The organism is Actinoplanes sp. NPDC048988, assembly GCF_043197815.1.
Taxonomy (GTDB): domain Bacteria; phylum Actinomycetota; class Actinomycetes; order Mycobacteriales; family Micromonosporaceae; genus Actinoplanes.
The window spans coordinates 541,857-558,523 of sequence record NZ_JBICTW010000001.1 but is presented as its reverse complement, the minus strand read 5'-3'; the positions used below and the strand labels follow the sequence as shown (position 1 = coordinate 558,523).

Sequence of the window (16,667 nt, the reverse complement as noted above, 5' to 3'; positions counted from 1 at the left end):
TGGTGTTTGTGGCTCCTGAGTGCCCATTAAGTGGGACCGTTGTACCGAAGATCGGGACTGGCGCGTTAACCTTCGAGGACCCGAACCAGAGGAGTGCGAAGTGAGCGTGGCGCGGATCGCGGTCGTGGCCGGCGACGGCATCGGTACCGAGGTGACCGCGCAGGCTCGCAAGGTCATCGAGACCGTGCTCCCCGGCACCCAGTTCGAGGACTACGACCTCGGCGCCCGCTTCTACAACCGTACGGGCGAGGTCCTTCCGCAGTCCGTCGAGGACGAGCTGGCCGGCCACGACGCCATCCTGCTCGGCGCCATCGGCGACCCCAGCGTCCCGCCGGGCGTCCTCGAGCGCGGCCTGCTGCTCAAGCTCCGCTTCGACTTCGACCAGTACGTGAACCTGCGCCCGTCGAAGCTCTGGCCCGGCACCACCAGCCCGCTCGCCGGCGTGAAGCCCGGCGAGATCGACATGGTGGTGGTCCGCGAGGGCACCGAGGGTCTCTACGTCGGCGCCGGCGGCGTGCTCCACCAGGACACCCCGGCCGAGATCGCCACCGAGGAGAGCCTGAACACGCGGCACGGCGTCGAGCGGGTCGTCCGCGACGCCTTCGCGCGCGCCCAGCGCCGCGACCGCCGCCACCTCACCCTCGTGCACAAGACGAACGTGCTGACCAAGGCGGGCAGCCTGTGGGCCCGTACCTTCAAGGCCGTCGCGGCCGAGTTCCCCGAGGTCACCACGGAGTACCAGCACATCGACGCGGCCAGCATGTTCATGGTCAGCAACCCGCAGCGGTACGACGTGATCGTGACCGACAACCTCTTCGGTGACATCCTCACCGACATCGCCGCTGCCGTTACCGGCGGCATCGGCATGGCGGCCAGCGGCTCCGTCAACCCGGAGCGCACCTACCCGTCGACCTTCGAGCCGGTGCACGGCTCGGCGCCGGACATCGCCGGTCAGGGCATCGCCGACCCGGCGGCCGCCATCCTCTCCGCCTCGCTGCTCCTGGAGCACCTGGGCCACCACGACGAGGCCCGGCGAGTATCCGAGGCGGTCGCGGCCGAGGTCGCGTCCCGCACCGCGGGCGCGCCGCTGCGTACCGCCGAAGTCGGCGACCGCGTCGCCGCCGCTCTCTAGTCTTCTCCTCGCGGCGGCGTCTCTCTCACCCTCGGTCTCTGTTTTAACGACCGTTCGGGGTAGATTCTTGAAGCACTACGGGTGCTTCCGCATGCCTAAATCTTCTTTGCAGAAAGCAGGTCCACCTGTCATGAGTGGTGGTGACAACCTCGATTTCGAGATCCGTCCGAACCCGGCACCCGTGGGCGACGCCGAGCGCGCCGCGCTCCTCGCCAACCCCGGCTTCGGCCGTATCTTCACCGACCACATGGTCACGGTCCGCTACGCCGACGGTAAAGGCTGGTACGAGCCGCGCGTCGAGGCCCGGGCCCCGATCCCGATGGATCCGGCCTCGGCGGTGCTGCACTACGCCCAGGAGATCTTCGAGGGGCTGAAGGCGTACACGCTGCCCGACGGCGGCGTCGCCATGTTCCGCCCGGACGCGAACGCGGCCCGCTTCGCCGAGTCGGCCAAGCGGATGGCCATGCCCGCGCTGCCGGTCGAGACGTTCCTCAGGTCGCTGCACGAGATCATCAAGATCGACCGTTCGTGGATCCCGCAGAGCGAGGAGGGCAGCCTCTACCTGCGGCCGTTCGCCTACGCGAGCGAGGTCTTCCTCGGCGTGCGCCCCGCGATGGAATACCTCTACCTGGTCATCGCGTCGCCCGCCGGCCCGTACTTCTCCGGCGGCGTCAAGCCGGTGTCGCTCTGGGTGACCCCCGACTACACCCGCGCCGCTCCCGGCGGCACGGGCGCGGCCAAGTGCGGCGGCAACTACGCGGCCGGCCTCTCGGCCCAGGCCGAGGCCATCGAGCACGGCTGCGACCAGGTGGTCTACCTCGACGCGATCGAGCGGAAGTACATCGACGAGCTGGGCGGCATGAACGTCTTCTTCGTCCTCGACGACGGCACCCTGGTGACGCCGCCGCTGACCGGGACGATCCTGCCCGGCATCACCCGCGACTCGGTCATCAAGCTGGCCGAGCGGGCCGGCCACAAGGTCGAGGAGCGCCCGGTCAGCCTCCAGGAGTGGCGCACGTCGGCCGCCTCCGGCCGGATTCGCGAGGCCTTCGCCTGCGGCACCGCCGCCGTGATCACCCCGATCGGCGTGGTGAAGAGCGCCGACGCCGAGTTCACGATCGGCGACGGCGGCACCGGCGCGGTCACCACCGACCTGCGCAAGCAGCTCGTCGACATCCAGCGGGGCCGCGCCGACGACCCCTTCGGCTGGGTGCACCGCGTCCTCTGACGGGTTCCCTCCGCCCAGGCCTGCTCAGGCCTGGGCGGAGGGCCGCACGACGATCTCGTCTCAGGTTTGGGCCGTGGGCCGCACGACGATCTCGTCTCAGGTTTGGGCCGTGGGCCGCACGACGATCTCGCCGACGTCGACCTGCGGAGGCCGGCCGATCGCGTACGCGATGGCGTCGGCGACGGCCTCCGGCCCGATGCCCAGGTCACCCATCGCGGCGAACCGTGCCCGAACCGCGACCACCTCTTCCAGCTCGCGGGGCGCGCGTCCCCCGGGCCGTCCGCCGTCCCCGACACTCTCCAGCCGGCCGTGGCCAATGTTCCGCTGCTGCTGGGCGCCGGCCCGGCCTACGTCATCGACGGGCGCTACGACGTGCTGAGTCACAACCCGCCGGTGTTCGACCCCTTCCCCGGCCTCGCCGCGACCGGCGATCCGCCGAACCTGGCCCGCTGGACGTTCCTGGCGCCCGAGGCCCGCCGCGCGGTGGTGGACCGGGAGGTCGAGGCGCGCGGCCTGCTGGCGCGGCTCCGCTCGATCGCGGCCAAGCATGAGGGAGATCCGCGGTTCGAATCCCTCGTCGACGAGCTGCGCGAGGGCTGCCCCGAGGTGCGGCGGTGGTGGCGCCACTACGACGTGGAGCCCCGGCACGGTGGCCGCAAACGCCCGCGCGGGCCGGACGGCGAGATCATCGATTACGCGTACGCCGTCTTCCATGTGGCCGAGCGCCCGGAGCAGACCCTCGTCGTCTATGCCACCAGCGGGGACGCGGGGGTCTGACCTCGGCGCCCGGGAGGGCCGAGCGGGCCTCCCGGCGGGTCATCTCGAGACTCAACACCCATGCCAACCCATCCATGATCGCCTCCGGTCGATGCCGTTAACGGTCACGTGACCGTTAACGGGATCGTGCTCCCGATGTCGGGTCGGCGTCAAGCGGGTTCGGACTACGATTTGCTGATCGTGGAGAACAAACGGGCGACCCTGCGGGATGTGGCTCGGCTGGCCGGCGTCTCGCACCAGACCGTGTCCCGTGCCATCAACGACAAGGGCGAGATCGACCCGGAGACGCGCCGCCGGGTGCTCGAGGCGGCGCGGGAACTGAACTATCGGCCTTCGCGGTTCGCCCGCGGGCTGGTCAAGCCCGATACGACCACGATCGGGCTGATCGTCTACGACGTGGTGAACCCGTTCTTCCCCGAGCTGATCGCCGGCGTGATCGAGGCCGCGGAGCGGCGCGGCTGGCAGGTGGTGGTCAGCAGCAGCCAGGACGACCCGAAGCGGGAGGCCGGCCTGCTGCGGTCACTGTCGGGGCAGGCCGACGCCCTGATCGCCTACCTGTTCCAGCCGGACGACGTGATCACCGCGGCCGTGGCCGGGGTGCCGCTGGTGGTGATGAGCCGCCGCAACGACGGGCGAGGGTTCGGCGCCGTCGACATCGACGTGGAGGCCGGCGTCCGGGCCGCCGTGCGGCATCTGACCGAGCGCGGGCACCGGCGCATCGGAATGATCGACTGCCCCGGTGCGGCCGACCCGGGACGGCGGGCCGGGTTTCTCGCCGAGGCGGCCGAACAGGACCTCACCGTTCCCGCCGAGGCGATCGTCGCGGTCGAGCAGTCGCTGGCCGGCGGTGGCTCGGGCTTCGAGCGGCTGCGCGCCGCGGACGAGGGCATCACCGCCGTCGTGGCCTTCAACGACCTGGTGGCGCTGGGCGCCTACCGCGCGGCCCGCCGCCTCGGCCTGGACATCCCCGGCGACATCGCCGTGGTCGGCTTCGACGGCCTCGGCATCGGCGAGCTCCTCGACCCGCCCCTGACGACGATCGCCCTCGACAAGCGCCGGATGGGCGAGCTGGCCGTGGCCGAGGCCGAGCGCCTCCTGGCCGGCGAGCCACCCACCCTCTCGGTGGTGGAGCCCCGACTGCTCGTCCGCGGATCAGCTTGAGGACAACATGTGGGCCCGGAGCCCGGCTATCTCCTCGGTGGTGAGGCCGATGTCGCGGACGAAGCCCTCGACCGAGCCGTGCAGGCGGCGCAGGTCGTCGAGGAACAACTGCATCGCCTCGGGCGGAGAGTCGAACATGTGCTCGTTACCCCGTACGGCCTCGGGGCTGGTCTTCAGCAGGTATTCGGTCAAGCGGGCCATCGCGCTGGTGGTCAGCGCGTAATCGGCCGTGATGTCCTCGTCGGACACGCCCAGCAGGGACAGGGTCAGGGCGCACACCGTGCCCGTGCGGTCCTTACCGGCCATGCAGTGCACGATCGCTGGTGACTTGCCGGGGTCGGCAATCAACCGCAGCGACTCGAGCAGACCCTCGCGGCCGTCCTCGGCGAAGTTCAGATAGCGGTCGGCCAGCCAGCGCTCGTGCACCACGTCGTCCGGGTGGTCGACCTCTTCCCAGTCGATGTGCTGGATCACCACGTTGTGATAGTCGATGCCATGGGCGGAGAACCGGCCGAATTTCTCGATCTCGTGCGGGCGGCGAAGGTCGATCACGGTGCGGACGCCGAGCGCTTCGAACGCCGCCGCGTCGGCCTCGCCCAGGCCGTGCAGGGCGTCCGACCGGAACAGGCGCCGCCAGCGCACCGTCCGGCCGTCGAGGCCGCGATAGCCGCCGACGTCCCTGAAGTTGTAGGTAGCGGAGAAACCGAGATTCCGGGGGTACTGTTCCACAGCCACGGACCCAACCTAGCTTCCGCTGTCGATCCCTCGGACGGGGGACGTCGTCCCAGCTGGTGGATTTCTTGTCCCAGCATCGGCCACCCGTGGCAAACTTCGCTACGTGACCCACCTCGTGCTGATTATTGGCACCTAGCGCGCCGGCTGACTCTTTCGCCGACGCGCAGACCTCCCGCATCCGCGGGGGGTCTTTTTGTTGGGGGTCGTAAAAATCCTTGAAGGGAACGCGCCATGGAGTACCAGGTCTTCGACACCACGCTGCGCGACGGTGGGCAGCGGGAGGGGATCAGCTACTCGGTCGCCGACAAGCTGGCGGTCGCGAAGCTGCTCGACGAGTTCGGGGTGGGCTTCATCGAGGGCGGCTGGCCCGGCGCGATGCCCAAGGACACCGAGTTCTTCGAGCGCGCGAAGACCGAGCTCGACCTGAAGAACGCCGTCCTGGTCGCCTTCGGAGCCACCCGCAAGGCGGGCAGCCGGGCCAAGGAAGACCCGCAGGTGCAGGCGCTGCTCGACGCCGAGACCCCGGTCGTCTGCGTGGTCGCCAAGAGCGACATCCGCCATGTCGAGCGGGCCCTGCGCACCACCGGCGACGAGAACCTGGCCATGGTCCGCGACACCGTGGAGCACCTGGTGGCCAGCGGCCGGCGCGCCTTCGTCGACTGTGAGCACTTCTTCGACGGCTTCCGCTACGACCCCGAATACACGGCGAGCGTCGTCCGGACGGCCATCGACGCCGGGGCCGAGCGGGTCGTGATGTGCGACACCAACGGCGGCATGCTCCCCTCGATGATCACCAAGGCGGTGAACGAGGTCGTCGAGCGCACCGGCGTCCCGGCCGACCGGCTCGGCATCCACTGCCAGAACGACACCTCGTGCGCGGTCGCGAACACCGTCGCCGCCGTCGAGGCGGGCGTCAAGCACTTCCAGTGCACGGCCAACGGCTACGGCGAGCGTCCCGGCAACGCGGACCTGTTCGCCACGGTCAGCAACCTGCAACTCAAGCTCGGGCTGCCGGTCCTACCGGAGGGCTGCCTGGAGAAGGCGACGCGGGTCTCCACCGCGCTCGCCGAGATCGCCAACATCGCCCCCGACACCCACCAGGCCTACGTCGGGGCCGCCGCTTTCGCTCACAAGGCGGGGCTGCACGCGAGCGCGATCAAGGTGGATCCGCTGCTCTACAACCACGTCGACCCGGCGGTTGTGGGCAACGACATGCGGATCCTGGTGACGGAGATGGCCGGCCGGGCCAGCATCGAGCTCAAGAGCCGCGAGCTCGGTATCGACCTGGCCGGCCACCCGGACACCCTCTCGGAGGTCACCCGCAAGGTGAAGGACCTGGAGGCGGGTGGCTGGTCGTTCGAGGCCGCCGACGCCTCGTTCGAGCTGCTCGTCCGGGGCGAGCTGCCCGGTGAGGGCTTCGCCCGCCCGTTCGGCCTGGAGACGTACCGGGTGCAGGTCGAGCACCGCGAGGACGGCGCCGTGGTCTCCGAGGCCACCGTCAAGGTCCGGGTGAACGGCGAGCGGGTGATCGCCACCGCCGAGGGCAATGGCCCCGTCAACGCCCTCGACGAGGCTCTTCGCGCCGCGCTGACCGCGCACTACCCGCAGCTCAAGACCTTCGAGCTGAGCGATTTCAAGGTACGCATCCTGGAGGGCACCCACGGCACCAACGCGGTGACCCGGGTGCTGCTCGAGACCGGCGACGGCGAGCGCGACTGGACCACCGTCGGCGTGCACGAGAACATCATCGAGGCGAGCTGGGTGGCCCTGGTCGACGCGCTGACGTACGGCCTGGCCGAGTCGAAGTGAGGATCTTCTCCGGCTCGGCCTTCGAGGAGCAGATCGGGTACGCCCGCGCGGTCGTCGACGGCGACCGTGTGTACGTCTCGGGCACCACCGGCTTCGACTACTCGACGATGACCATTTCCGACGACGTCGTCGAGCAGGCCGAGCAGTGCCTGCGCAACATCGGGGCCGCGCTGGCCGAGGCCGGCTGCCACTTCGCCGACGTCGTCCGGGTGCGCTACCTGCTGCCGAACCGCGAGGACTTCGAGCCGTGCTGGCCGGTGCTGCGCAAGTACTTCGGCGACGTCCGCCCGGCCGCCACCATGCAGGTGTGCGGCCTGGCGGACCCGCGCATGCTCATCGAGATCGAGGTGGACGCGCGGCGTCGCTGATCACCTCGATCGCGGCCGCGAGCGGCATCGGGGCGAGCCGGCTGCCGTCGCGATGCCGCAGGGCGACCAGGCCGTCCGGCGCCTCGCGGCCGCCGATCACCCCGACGTACGGGATCCGGCGTTCCGCCGCGGCCCGGATCCGCGCGCCGATCGAGCCCTCGTGGTGCACTTCGGCCCGTAATCCGGCGTCGACCGCCGCCGCCTTCGCCGCGTCGGCCGAGGGTAGCTGGTCGTCGGCGACCGGCAGCACCGCGAGCTGCACCGGCGCGTACCAGACCGGGAAGGCGCCGTTGTGCACCTCGATCAGGTGCCCGAAGAGCCGTTCCATCGAGCCGACCAGACTGCGGTGGATCATCACCGGCCGGGACCGGCCGCCGTTCGCGTCGGCGTACTCCAGATCGAATGCCTCGGGCTGGTGGAAGTCGACCTGAATGGTGGCCAGGCTCGACTCCCGGCCGGCCGGGTCGACGATCTGCACGTCGATCTTCGGACCGTAGAAGGCGGCCTCGCCCGGCGCCTCCACGTAGTCGACGCCGTCCAGCGCCTCGCGCAGCAGCGAGGAGGCGAGCTGCCACCCGGCGTCGTTCCCGGCGTATTTGCCGCCGTCGCCGCGCAGCGAGAGCCGGTACGACGAGGGTGCGAAACCGAGCGCCGCGTGCGCTTGGCGCATCAGCCGCAGCACGCCGGCCACCTCGTCGACGACCTGGTCGAGGGGGCAGAAGATGTGTGAGTCGTTGAGCTGGATCGACCGTACCCGGCCCAGGCCGCCGATCACGCCCGAGCGCTCGGCCCGGTACATCGGGCCCAGCTCGGCTATCCGCAGCGGCAGATCGCGGTAGGAGCGCTGCCGCGACTTGAAGATCAGCGCGTGGTGCGGGCACTGGCTGGGCCGCAGCACCAGCTCGTCGCCGCCCATCCGGATGGCCGGGTACATGTCGTCGGCGTAGTTCCGCCAGTGCCCCGACAACTCGTACATCTGGCGTTTGCCGAGCGCGGGGGAGTGGACATGCTGATATCCGGCCCGGCGCTCCAACTCGTACAGATAGGACTCGACCGCGTGCCGCGCGGCCGCGCCGCCGGGCAGCCAGAACGGCAGGCCGGCGCCGATCAGCGGATCGGAGTCGAACAGGTCCAGCTCACGCCCGAGCCGGCGGTGGTCGACGATCATGGGAGGTCTCCTTCGGGTCGAGGCCCGGCGAGACGCCCACGAACTGAACTCCCCAGAAGGGGCCCGGGCGTGTCGCCCGGGGCCGTGGCAGAGGTCAGCGCGCGCCGGGTCGTCCCGGCGTCGTCAGCTGCTGACCGAAGTTCATGGCGCCGATGCTAGGCGCGGCGATCGTCGGCCAGCAACTGAAATAGGACGTGGTCCTGCCACTCGCCGGCGATCCTCAGGTAGCGGGGCGCCAGCCCGTACCGCCGGAAGCCGTTGCGTTCCAGGACCCTCTGCGAGGCGGCGTTGTGCACCAGCGTGCCCGCCTCGACGCGATGCAGGCCGAGCTCGCCGAACGCGAGGCCGGCGATCCGGCCGACGGCGGCCGAGGCGAGGCCGCGCCCGTTGGCCGCCTCGGCCACCCAGTAGCCGAGGTGGCACGACTGGAACGGGCCGCGGGCGATGCCGGTGAGCATGATCCGGCCGACGATCCGGCCGTCGTCGACGATCACGTGTGGCAGGGTGGCGCCACCCTCGTACTGCCGAAGCGTCTCGGTGATCAGCCGGCGCTGGCCCTGGTCGGTGAAGAACTCCTCGGGGCGCACCGGCTCCCACGGCGTGAGGAAAGCGCGGTTGGCCCGCAGCAGCGCCGCGATCTCGGCCGCGTCGTCCTCGTTGGTGAGCCGGGTGATCATCGGACCGCCGCCGGCAGCATCAGCTCGGCCACGATCGCCCGGTGGTCACTGCGCGGAATCGGATGCACGCTTGCCTCCCGTACGCCGATGCGCTCGTCCACCAGCACATGGTCGATCGTGACCGGCGGCAGCGGCTTGCCGTCGTACGGCCCCCACGTGCCGGCCAGGCCCTTGCCGGTGGCGTCGGCCGCGTCCCGGTATCCGCGGGCGATCAGCTGCCGCATCGGCGTGTGGTCGAGCGTCGAGTTGAAATCGCCGAGCAGGATCCGCGGGGTCCCGCTCCCGTCTGCTCCCGGTTGGGCCCGCAGGTCGGCCCGCCACTGCCCGAGGATCGACTGGGCGTACGGGGCGATCGGATGGGCCGACTCCACGATGACCGCGCCCGCGCCCGGGGTGTCGACCGTGGCGTACGCCTGCATGAAGCCGCCGCCGTTGCGCCGGGCCCCGGCGTCGGTGATCGGGAACCGGGAGTAGACGCCCGAGCCGTCGGCCTCCGGCTCGTCGGCGAGCGAGGAGTACGGCAGCAGCGCGCCCAGCCCGGCCGCGGCCAGCGCCTGCCGGCCCTCGGTGGTGAACTCCTGCACGGCCAGCACGTCGACGTCGCGCTCGCCGACCAGCTTGACGATCGTGGCCGGGTCGGCCCGGCCGAAAAGCATGTTGCTGGTCATGACGGTCAGCTTCACGCCCTCCAGCGGTCCCCGGTCGCGGGCCGGGAAAGCGCGTGGCAGCACGGCCACGGCCAGCGCGATCGCCGCCACCAGGCCGGCCGCGCCGATCGTCCAGCGCCGGGTGGCCAGGGCCACGACGGCCGGCAGCCAGGCCCAGGCCGCGACGTACGGGGTGAAGGCGAACAACTGCACCAGCGGCCCGCGCTCCCAGCCGCCGAGGCGAAGGACGGCCCAGATCAGGCCGGGCAGGATCAGGACGATCAGCGCCGTCGCCATCAGGCGCCGCCGTCCGCCGGCACCGTGACGGAGGCGATCACCGAGCGATGGTCGCTGCCGGTGACCCGGTGCACCTCGACGTCCCGGACCCCGATCCGCTCGTCGACCAGCACGTGGTCGAGGGTCACGGGCGGAATCGGCTTGCCGTCGTACGGACCCCACGTCGCGATCAGCCCCTTGCCCACGGTGTCGGCGGCGTCCCGGTAGCCGCCCGAGATCAGATCGCGCAGCGGAGCGTGGTCGAGCGTCGAGTTGAAGTCGCCGAGCAGGATCCGCGGCGTCCCGTTCCCCGACGGCCGCGGCTCCTGTTCGAGGTCCGCCTTCCAGGACGGCAGGGCCTCTTTCGAGTACGGCGCGAGCGGGTGAGCCGACTCGACGGTCACCGCACCCGCCCCGGGCGGCTGGATCGTCGCGTACGCCTGCATGTTGCCCGGTTGCAGGTTGTCGCCGTGGAATCTTCGCGAACCCTGACCGGTCATCGGATATCTCGAGTAGAGGCCCGACCCGGTCGTGCCGACCTCGTCGGCCAGAGCCTGGTACGGCAGCAGGTCGCCGAGCCCGGCCGCGGCCAGCCCCTCGGCCGCGCGCGGGGTGAACTCCTGCACGGCGAGCACCGCGACGTCGTGCTCGCGGACCAGCCGCACCACCGACGCCGGATCGGCCTGGCCGATGAACATGTTCACCGTCATGACCGTGAGCGGGACGCCGGCCGGGGCGCTCGAACCCGGGACCGCGCGCGGCAGGACGGCCGCGCCGAGCAGGATGGCGGCCAGCGCGGCCACGGCGGCGATCAGCCACTTGCGGGCGATCAGGGCCGCGATCAGCGGCACCAGGGCCCACGCGGCCACGTACGGCGTGAAGGCCATCACCATCACGACGTAGCCGGGCTCCCAGCCGAGCGACCGGAAGACCGCCCAGAGAAGGCCCGGCACGGTCAACAGGGTGAGGAGCACGGTGCGCCTCACCCTGTGACCAGGCCGGACTCCGGCCGGTGTGGTGGTGATCGTCATGGCGGCAAAGCTATCGCGCCACCGCGAGAATCAGATCTTGCTGTCGACGATCTCGCCGATTTCCGCTGCCACGAGCTCGTCCCGGATGATCGCGGCGTCGCCCTCGACGACCAGGGTCAGCCCGTGCGGGTGAAGGTGACGGCCCGCGGCGGCCGAGACCTCGGCCAGCGGGGTCTCCAGGTAGCTGCGGCGCAGCTGCGGGTAGTAGTCGTCGGGCAGCCCGTAGAGCACCAGCGTGCTCAGTGCCCCCACGATCGAACCCGGCGTCTGCATCTCGACGCTGAGCTGCCCGGCCCGCCACGAGCGGGCGACCGCCAGCTCGTCCTCGGTCACGCCGTCCTGCTGGGTGCGGTCGATCTCGCCCAGCGTGTCGACGATCGCCGGCACGGTCACCGCCGTCTGCACGCCCGCGGCCACCTCGAAACGGCCGAACCGGCGCGACATCGCGTACGAGCCCCGGATGCCGTACGTGTAGCCCTTCACCTCACGGATGAGGTGGTTGAGCCGCGACGTGAAGGCGCCGCCGAGGATCGTCGCGGCCAACGTCATCTGTACATAATCGGAGGTCGCCCGTTCGGGTGAACGGTGACCGATCCGCAGCGTCGACTGCACCGAGCCCGGCCGGTCGACCAGGATGATCCGCCGGTGATCGCGGACCGAGAAGTCCAGCGGCCCCTCGACCGGCAGCGGGTCGCCGCCGGTGCCGCCGAACGCCGCCTCGCCCAGCGCGGCCAGATCGAGCGTGTCCAGGTCGCCGGCCACGAGCAGCACGCCCGGCCGCAGCATCCAGCTCTCGTGGAAGGCGAGCACGTCGTCGACGGTCACGGCGGCCACCGAGGTGGGATCGCCGTGCATCGGCCGGCCGAACCGCTCGGCCGCGCCGAACAGGTCGGCCCGCAGCGCGGCGTCGGCCCGCGGGCCGGGCTGGGCCCAGTCCATCCGCAGGGCGGTCACCTCGTCGTCGCGGACCCGGGCCACGTCGGCCGGGTCCAGCTTCGGGGTGCGGGTGGCCTCGGCCGCCAGGCGCACCGCGTCGAGCAGCTGCGGAACCGGGGCCGAGACGCCGACCCGGAACGTGTCCCAGTCGACCGAGGGCGCCAGCTCGGCGCCGAGACTTTCCAGAGCGATGGCGTACGCGGCCGAGTCGCGCCGCCGCGTGCCCTCCTCCAGCGACTTGGCGAGCACGGTGGCGGTGCCCTCGCGGCCCCGCGTCTCCCGGGCCGCGCCGGCGTCGAGCATGAGCATCGCGGTCGCGAGCAGCTGACCCGGCAGGTGCGCGCCGATCACCGTGCCGCCGGCGACGGTGACCCGCTGCAGGTCCGGGAACGTGTACGGCCGGGCCTGACCCGGATCGGGGCGGGTGGCGATGAGAGTCACTTGTTCTCCTCGGGGACGTACGTGAGGGTGACCCTCGACTCGGCGTTCAGGAGCTGGGCGGCCTCGGTGACGTCGTCGGCCGTGACCGCGAGCCACTGCGGCAGCCGGTAGGCGGCGGCCTCGGGCTCGCCGAACTGCGTCGTGTACCGGCTCAGGGTGTCGGCGCGGCCACCCACCGTTGACACCTGCCGCCACCAGGCGGTGGTGAGCAGGGCCTTGGCCCGGGCCAGCTCGTCGGAGGTCACCGGCTCGGTGACCAGGCTCGCGATGACCTCGTCGAGACCGGCCTCGAGCTCCTCGACGGCCACGCCGTCCTTGGCGGTGGCCGTGATGATCAGCGGGGCCGGCGCGTGCGCGAGGTCGACGCCGTACGAGCCGATGTAGTCGGGCTGGGCGATCCGCTTGCCGTCGGCCAGACGCTGGTAGAGGCGGCTGCCCCGGCCGTTGCCGAGCACCGCGGCGAGCACGGTGACGGCGTCGTACCCCTTGGTCCCGAACGGGTGGGTCCGGTGCGAGATGTAGATCCTCGGCGCCGGAACCGCGGCGGTGACCGTCTCGCGCTTCGCGGGCTCCCGGCCGATCTGCACCTTGGGCGCCGGTGGGATGTCGGCCACCGGCTCCAGCCGCCCGAAGTACTTCTCGGCCAGCGCGAACACCTGCTGCGGGTCGGCGTCACCGGCGACGGTCAGCACGGCGTTGTTCGGCGCGTAGTACTTCTGGTGGAAGGCCTTGAACGTCTCCAGGCCGGCCGCGTTCAGGTCCTCCATCGACCCGATCGTCGGGTGGTGGTACGGGTGGCCCTCCGGGTAAAGCAGCTCCAGAAGCCGCAGCCAGGCATCGCCGTACGGCACGTTCTCGTACCGCTGGCGGCGCTCGTTCTTGACCACCTCGCGCTGATTGTCCAGCGTCTCCTGGGTCAGCGCCGGGACGAGGCCGCCCATCCGGTCGGCCTCCAGCCACAGGGCCAGCTCCAGATGCTCGGCCGGCATCGTCTCGAAGTAGTTGGTGCGGTCCGGGTTCGTGGTCGCGTTCAGCGAGCCGCCGTTGCCCTGCACCAGGCGCATGTGCTCGGTCTTGGCCACATGCTGCGACCCCTCGAACATCAGATGCTCGAACAGATGCGCGAAGCCGGTCTGCCCAGCCGGCTCATGCCGCGAGCCGACGTCGTACCAGAGATTGACGCAGACGACCGGCGCTGTCCGGTCCTCGCTCACCACAACCCGAAGGCCGTTGGCAAGCCGCGTGGTTTCGATAGGCCACGGATAGCCGGTCGTGACAACCGGCGTGCTTGGGGACGTCACCCACCCATACTGCCCCCTGGGTCAACGTTTTCTTGATCGATAACCACGTGGCGATGCACCCACCGCCGATGCCATGCTGTCCAGCGTGACCGAGGACGTGCGAGTGAACGACCGCCTGACGATCCCGGCGGCCGAGCTCGCATGGCGCTTCTCCCGCTCCAGCGGCCCCGGCGGCCAGGGTGTGAACACGACCGACTCCCGGGTCGAGCTGTCCTGGGACCTGCTCGCGTCCGACCTGCTGTCGCCGGCGCTGAAACAGCGGGCGGCCGAACGACTCGGCAGCCGCCTGGTCGACGGGGTGCTGACCATCACCGCCTCCGAGCACCGTTCGCAGCTGCGCAACCGCGAGGCGGCCCAGGCCCGTCTCGCCATGCGGGTCGGCGAGGCCATCGCACCCCCGCCCCGCCAGCGCCGCGCGACCAAGCCCACGCGCGGCTCGGTCGAGCGCCGCATCGGCGAGAAGAAGCGCCGATCCCAGATCAAACGCAACCGCCGCGGCACCGAGGACTGACACGCCCGCCCTACTTGGCCGAGACACCCGCGGGCGGCGGGAATCGACCCGATAATCAGGCGGTGACCCGGTCCCGCTCGACTGCCGCCGCCAAGGCCGCTCTGGTGGCCGGGGGCAGTTTCACGTCCAGCATCGCGGTGATACTCGTGGTGGCCGCGGTGTGGGGGCTGGGGGACCGCACGGTCCTGTCGGTGCTGGTCGGGCTGTGCGGGCTGACCGCGGCCGGAATGTTGATCGCGGCCGGGCGCCTGCGTCCGTAAGCTCGCGCCGGCGCCCCTTCGAGACGCGGCCGACACTGTCATCTGGCTCGACCTGCCCGCCCGCGTGACCATCTGGCGCGTTCTGCGCCGGGCCGGCCTGGACCGCCTGCGCGGCGGCCACGACTGGGATCTGGCCTCGCTCCGCCGCGTGGCCCGCGGCGCCCGCGCCTACCGCACCCGCCCCGCGGCGACGGCGGCCGACCTGGACGCCCGCGACAGTGCCAACAGCACGCGTACTCTCACCCGGTTCCTCGGCGCGGCGAAACCCCACCTCGTCCATTGCCGAACGCCGTCCCAAGTCAGCCGGATTCTCCGGCAAGCTCGCTGATTCGAGGTTTCCCCAGAAGGCTCGCCGACTCCGCACGACTCGATCGGCACCCACGTCCGGCGCGGGCAGCTCGCGCAGAGCAGCGGAGGAAGGACCTCGGCGGCATCGCGATCATCGCCAGCACCATGGCAACCGGTATCCGGGGTCCTTCGGCACGGACCCGGACGCTGCGCTCGACTTTTGAGAAGGGTTTGTTCAGGCGTATTCGAGGCTCGGTGTGCCGGCTGAGGTGAGGACGGGGCGGCCGGATCGGTAGGTGGCCTGGCCGAAGAGGGCCATCAGGCGCTTGGCGGCGGGCGACAGGCCGGCCTCGGTCTCGGCGAGTGCCGTCAGCCGGCCGTCGGCGCCGTAGAGGGTGTCCAGGGCTCGGGCCACCGCGACCGTCGGTGGGCGGAGGTCGCGTTCCAGGCGGGAGAGGTGGCCCGGGTCGACGTGGGCGGCCCGGGCGGCCTCGCGCAGGGAGCGGGTGCCGCGCAGCCGGCGGGCCAAATCTCCAAATGTTTCCACAGATGCCTCCCCTGAAGTGTTGCCAATGTCGTGCCGCCCGACCGGCAACACGGAGCAACTGATCACCAGACTAGTGTCGCACGACTAGTCCGATGTGGAGTGGGGGTGGCGTGATGGTGCCTCAGCCGGGAGATGTGCTGGAGGTGGGCCGGTCGGCCAGCGTGCAGTTCGCCACGCCGATCCGGTTCCGGGTGATTCGTGTGCACGACTGGCAGACGTACGCCGGATGGGTGTGGATCGACGGCTACGAGCTCGACCCCGTCGGCGACGCGGTCGAGCGCCGGTCGATATTCGTGCAGATGGCGGGGCTGCGGCCGGCCCTGGAAGGTCTCGGTGAAGGGGTCAGCGATGGTTGAACGGGGCGACGGCCTCGCGGTTGCGTGACGCGTCCTCGGGGCCCATGAGCTCCTCGCAGACGCGGATCAGGCGGGCGCGCAGAGCGGCGGCCCGGCGGGCGAACTCGCGCTGCCGGGCCACGTACTCGGCCTTGCCCTCGGGGGTTTCGATCTTGACTGGATCGAAGCCGTACGAGGACAGGTCGTACGGGCTGGCCTGCATGTCCAGCAGGCGGATGTCGCCGGCCAGGGCGAAGCAGTCCAGCGCCAGCGCGCCCGGCACGGCCGGGCCCAGCTTGGTCGCCCACTTGTGCACGTCCATCGCGGCGTGCAGGCAGCCGGGCTGGTCGAGGTCGACCTGGGTGGCGCGGGTGGGCTGGAGGCGGTTGAGGCCGACCGCCTCCGGCGTGAAGAAGCGGAACGCGTCGAAGTGCGTACACCTGATCGGGTGATCCTCGACCACCCGATCGGTTTCGGCCTGGCCGAGGCGCAGCGGCAGCGGATGGCGGTGTTCCGGGTCGCGGTAGACCATCGCCCACTCGTGCAGGCCGAAGCAGCCGGAGAAGACCGGGCGGGACGCGGTCGCCGTCAGCAGGCCGTGGATGTAGCGCACCGACTCGCCGCGGGCGTGCATGAAGGCGACCTCGTCGAGCGTGACGACCCCGTCGGGGTACGTCATGTAGAACTTCCACGCGGCGTGCTCGGCCACCCCGGTCGGCGAGGGGGCGAGCCCGGTGCCGACGCCGGGATGCCAGCGGCGCAGCACCGACGGGCGGGTGCCGTAGTAGTCGTACAGAAAATCTTCGATGGCATGCTTCTCGCCGGAGGCCCGCCGGGCACGGTGGCCCGCGGTCATCTCGTCGGCGCGCTCGGCGTGCGCCCGGGCGATAGGAATCCAGGTGACCGAGGGCAGCGTCGTGGTGAGCGTCCTCACCTGCTTGATCCCCATCGCACCAGCGTATCCAGCCGAGGCGATCAACACGATCACCGTCGCGCGCCAATGAGCCGCGCCACGGTGCTCACTCCCGGCATATCCGTC

At 71.0% G+C, this 16,667-nt stretch carries 20 protein-coding genes; 10 read left to right on the top strand and 10 right to left on the bottom strand.

Translation table 11 applies throughout. The annotated features are described in order from the left end of the window. Positions 1–100: 100 nt before the first annotated feature. The gene (locus tag ACGFJ7_RS02720) at positions 101–1,132 is read left to right on the top strand and encodes a 3-isopropylmalate dehydrogenase (RefSeq protein ID WP_360242273.1); all 1,032 of its coding nucleotides are present in this window, start codon (positions 101–103) and stop codon (positions 1,130–1,132) included. A 130-nt stretch (positions 1,133–1,262) separates the two neighbouring features. Continuing rightward, positions 1,263–2,360 carry a branched-chain amino acid aminotransferase gene (locus ACGFJ7_RS02715; protein WP_392640450.1) on the top strand — a complete coding sequence of 366 codons (1,098 nt, stop codon included), beginning with the start codon at positions 1,263–1,265 and terminating at the stop codon, positions 2,358–2,360. 96 nt (positions 2,361–2,456) lie between these two features. Here the strand turns inward: ACGFJ7_RS02715 and ACGFJ7_RS02710 are convergent, their stop codons facing one another. Next, positions 2,457–2,603 (bottom strand): hypothetical protein, encoded by a 147-nt coding sequence (locus ACGFJ7_RS02710; RefSeq protein ID WP_392640447.1) that lies wholly within the window; start codon positions 2,601–2,603, stop codon positions 2,457–2,459. Between the two features lie 66 nt (positions 2,604–2,669). Here ACGFJ7_RS02710 and ACGFJ7_RS02705 point away from each other — a divergent pair, with 66 nt between their 5' ends. Further along, positions 2,670–3,137, top strand: a complete 468-nt coding sequence (locus ACGFJ7_RS02705; RefSeq protein ID WP_392640444.1) for a hypothetical protein — start codon at positions 2,670–2,672, stop codon at positions 3,135–3,137. 180 nt (positions 3,138–3,317) lie between these two features. Continuing rightward, positions 3,318–4,298: a LacI family DNA-binding transcriptional regulator gene (locus ACGFJ7_RS02700; protein WP_392640441.1), complete on the top strand. Its 981-nt coding sequence runs from the start codon at positions 3,318–3,320 to the stop codon at positions 4,296–4,298. Here the strand turns inward: ACGFJ7_RS02700 and ACGFJ7_RS02695 are convergent. Beyond that, entirely contained in the window at positions 4,290–5,033 is a 744-nt protein-coding gene (locus ACGFJ7_RS02695; protein ID WP_360242258.1) for a tyrosine-protein phosphatase, read from the bottom strand. The two genes, ACGFJ7_RS02700 and ACGFJ7_RS02695, sit on opposite strands and share 9 nt — an antisense overlap. A 231-nt stretch (positions 5,034–5,264) precedes the next feature. Between ACGFJ7_RS02695 and cimA the strand changes: the two genes are divergently transcribed. Both cimA and ACGFJ7_RS02685 read left to right on the top strand, forming a co-directional pair. Beyond that, on the top strand, positions 5,265–6,842 hold the full coding sequence (gene cimA, locus ACGFJ7_RS02690) for a citramalate synthase (protein ID WP_360242255.1): 1,578 nt from the start codon (positions 5,265–5,267) through the stop codon (positions 6,840–6,842). Further along, entirely contained in the window at positions 6,839–7,210 is a 372-nt protein-coding gene (locus ACGFJ7_RS02685) for a RidA family protein (protein ID WP_360242252.1), read from the top strand. Before cimA ends, ACGFJ7_RS02685 begins: the two co-directional genes overlap by 4 nt. Here ACGFJ7_RS02685 and thrS read toward each other — a convergent pair. The 6 genes from thrS to ACGFJ7_RS02655 form a co-directional block, all read right to left on the bottom strand. Continuing rightward, positions 7,176–8,375, bottom strand: coding sequence for a threonine--tRNA ligase (gene thrS, locus ACGFJ7_RS02680; RefSeq protein WP_392641275.1), 1,200 nt, complete (start codon positions 8,373–8,375; stop codon positions 7,176–7,178). The genes ACGFJ7_RS02685 and thrS overlap by 35 nt on opposite strands. 158 nt (positions 8,376–8,533) lie before the next feature. Further along, on the bottom strand, positions 8,534–9,055 hold the full coding sequence (locus ACGFJ7_RS02675; protein WP_392640438.1) for a GNAT family N-acetyltransferase: 522 nt from the start codon (positions 9,053–9,055) through the stop codon (positions 8,534–8,536). Further along, positions 9,052–9,999: an endonuclease/exonuclease/phosphatase family protein gene (locus tag ACGFJ7_RS02670; RefSeq protein WP_392640435.1), complete on the bottom strand. Its 948-nt coding sequence runs from the start codon at positions 9,997–9,999 to the stop codon at positions 9,052–9,054. The genes ACGFJ7_RS02675 and ACGFJ7_RS02670 overlap by 4 nt, the downstream gene beginning before the upstream one ends. Next, positions 9,999–11,009, bottom strand: a complete 1,011-nt coding sequence (locus tag ACGFJ7_RS02665; RefSeq protein ID WP_392640432.1) for an endonuclease/exonuclease/phosphatase family protein — start codon at positions 11,007–11,009, stop codon at positions 9,999–10,001. Before ACGFJ7_RS02665 ends, ACGFJ7_RS02670 begins: the two co-directional genes overlap by 1 nt. A 30-nt stretch (positions 11,010–11,039) precedes the next feature. Beyond that, the gene (locus ACGFJ7_RS02660; RefSeq protein ID WP_392640429.1) at positions 11,040–12,386 is read right to left on the bottom strand and encodes a M16 family metallopeptidase; all 1,347 of its coding nucleotides are present in this window, start codon (positions 12,384–12,386) and stop codon (positions 11,040–11,042) included. Beyond that, the gene (locus tag ACGFJ7_RS02655; RefSeq protein ID WP_360242237.1) at positions 12,383–13,687 is read right to left on the bottom strand and encodes a pitrilysin family protein; all 1,305 of its coding nucleotides are present in this window, start codon (positions 13,685–13,687) and stop codon (positions 12,383–12,385) included. The genes ACGFJ7_RS02660 and ACGFJ7_RS02655 overlap by 4 nt, the downstream gene beginning before the upstream one ends. A gap of 73 nt (positions 13,688–13,760) precedes the next feature. On the opposite strand from ACGFJ7_RS02655, the gene arfB reads away from it, so the two are divergent. The 3 genes from arfB to ACGFJ7_RS02640 all read left to right on the top strand — a co-directional run bounded on the left by arfB (position 13,761) and on the right by ACGFJ7_RS02640 (position 14,786). Beyond that, positions 13,761–14,198, top strand: coding sequence for an alternative ribosome rescue aminoacyl-tRNA hydrolase ArfB (arfB, locus tag ACGFJ7_RS02650; protein WP_392640427.1), 438 nt, complete (start codon positions 13,761–13,763; stop codon positions 14,196–14,198). Between the two features lie 62 nt (positions 14,199–14,260). Continuing rightward, positions 14,261–14,458, top strand: a complete 198-nt coding sequence (locus ACGFJ7_RS02645) for a hypothetical protein (protein ID WP_360242231.1) — start codon at positions 14,261–14,263, stop codon at positions 14,456–14,458. 64 nt (positions 14,459–14,522) lie between these two features. Then, complete coding sequence (locus ACGFJ7_RS02640; protein WP_392640424.1) at positions 14,523–14,786, top strand: hypothetical protein; 264 nt, start codon at positions 14,523–14,525, stop codon at positions 14,784–14,786. Between the two features lie 195 nt (positions 14,787–14,981). Here ACGFJ7_RS02640 and ACGFJ7_RS02635 read toward each other — a convergent pair whose 3' ends face one another. After that, positions 14,982–15,293 (bottom strand): helix-turn-helix domain-containing protein, encoded by a 312-nt coding sequence (locus ACGFJ7_RS02635; protein ID WP_392640421.1) that lies wholly within the window; start codon positions 15,291–15,293, stop codon positions 14,982–14,984. Between the two features lie 113 nt (positions 15,294–15,406). Between ACGFJ7_RS02635 and ACGFJ7_RS02630 the strand changes: the two genes are divergently transcribed. Next, positions 15,407–15,649, top strand: coding sequence for a hypothetical protein (locus tag ACGFJ7_RS02630; RefSeq protein WP_360242222.1), 243 nt, complete (start codon positions 15,407–15,409; stop codon positions 15,647–15,649). Here the strand turns inward: ACGFJ7_RS02630 and ACGFJ7_RS02625 are convergent. Continuing rightward, positions 15,636–16,577, bottom strand: coding sequence for a 3-methyladenine DNA glycosylase (locus tag ACGFJ7_RS02625; RefSeq protein WP_360242219.1), 942 nt, complete (start codon positions 16,575–16,577; stop codon positions 15,636–15,638). The genes ACGFJ7_RS02630 and ACGFJ7_RS02625 overlap by 14 nt on opposite strands. Positions 16,578–16,667 lie beyond the last annotated feature (90 nt).

Excerpts from the sequence above, each read along its gene's own strand:
- ACGFJ7_RS02670 (WP_392640435.1), bottom strand. The coding sequence starts at position 9,999 with ATGGCGACGGCGCTGATCGTCCTGATCCTGCCCGGCCTGATCTGGGCC.
- ACGFJ7_RS02715 (WP_392640450.1), top strand. The coding sequence starts at position 1,263 with ATGAGTGGTGGTGACAACCTCGATTTCGAGATCCGTCCGAACCCGGCA.
- cimA (WP_360242255.1), top strand. The coding sequence starts at position 5,265 with ATGGAGTACCAGGTCTTCGACACCACGCTGCGCGACGGTGGGCAGCGG.
- ACGFJ7_RS02625 (WP_360242219.1), bottom strand. The coding sequence starts at position 16,577 with ATGGGGATCAAGCAGGTGAGGACGCTCACCACGACGCTGCCCTCGGTC.
- ACGFJ7_RS02665 (WP_392640432.1), bottom strand. The coding sequence starts at position 11,009 with ATGACGATCACCACCACACCGGCCGGAGTCCGGCCTGGTCACAGGGTG.
- ACGFJ7_RS02630 (WP_360242222.1), top strand. The coding sequence starts at position 15,407 with ATGGTGCCTCAGCCGGGAGATGTGCTGGAGGTGGGCCGGTCGGCCAGC.
- arfB (WP_392640427.1), top strand. The coding sequence starts at position 13,761 with ATGCTGTCCAGCGTGACCGAGGACGTGCGAGTGAACGACCGCCTGACG.
- ACGFJ7_RS02675 (WP_392640438.1), bottom strand. The coding sequence starts at position 9,055 with ATGATCACCCGGCTCACCAACGAGGACGACGCGGCCGAGATCGCGGCG.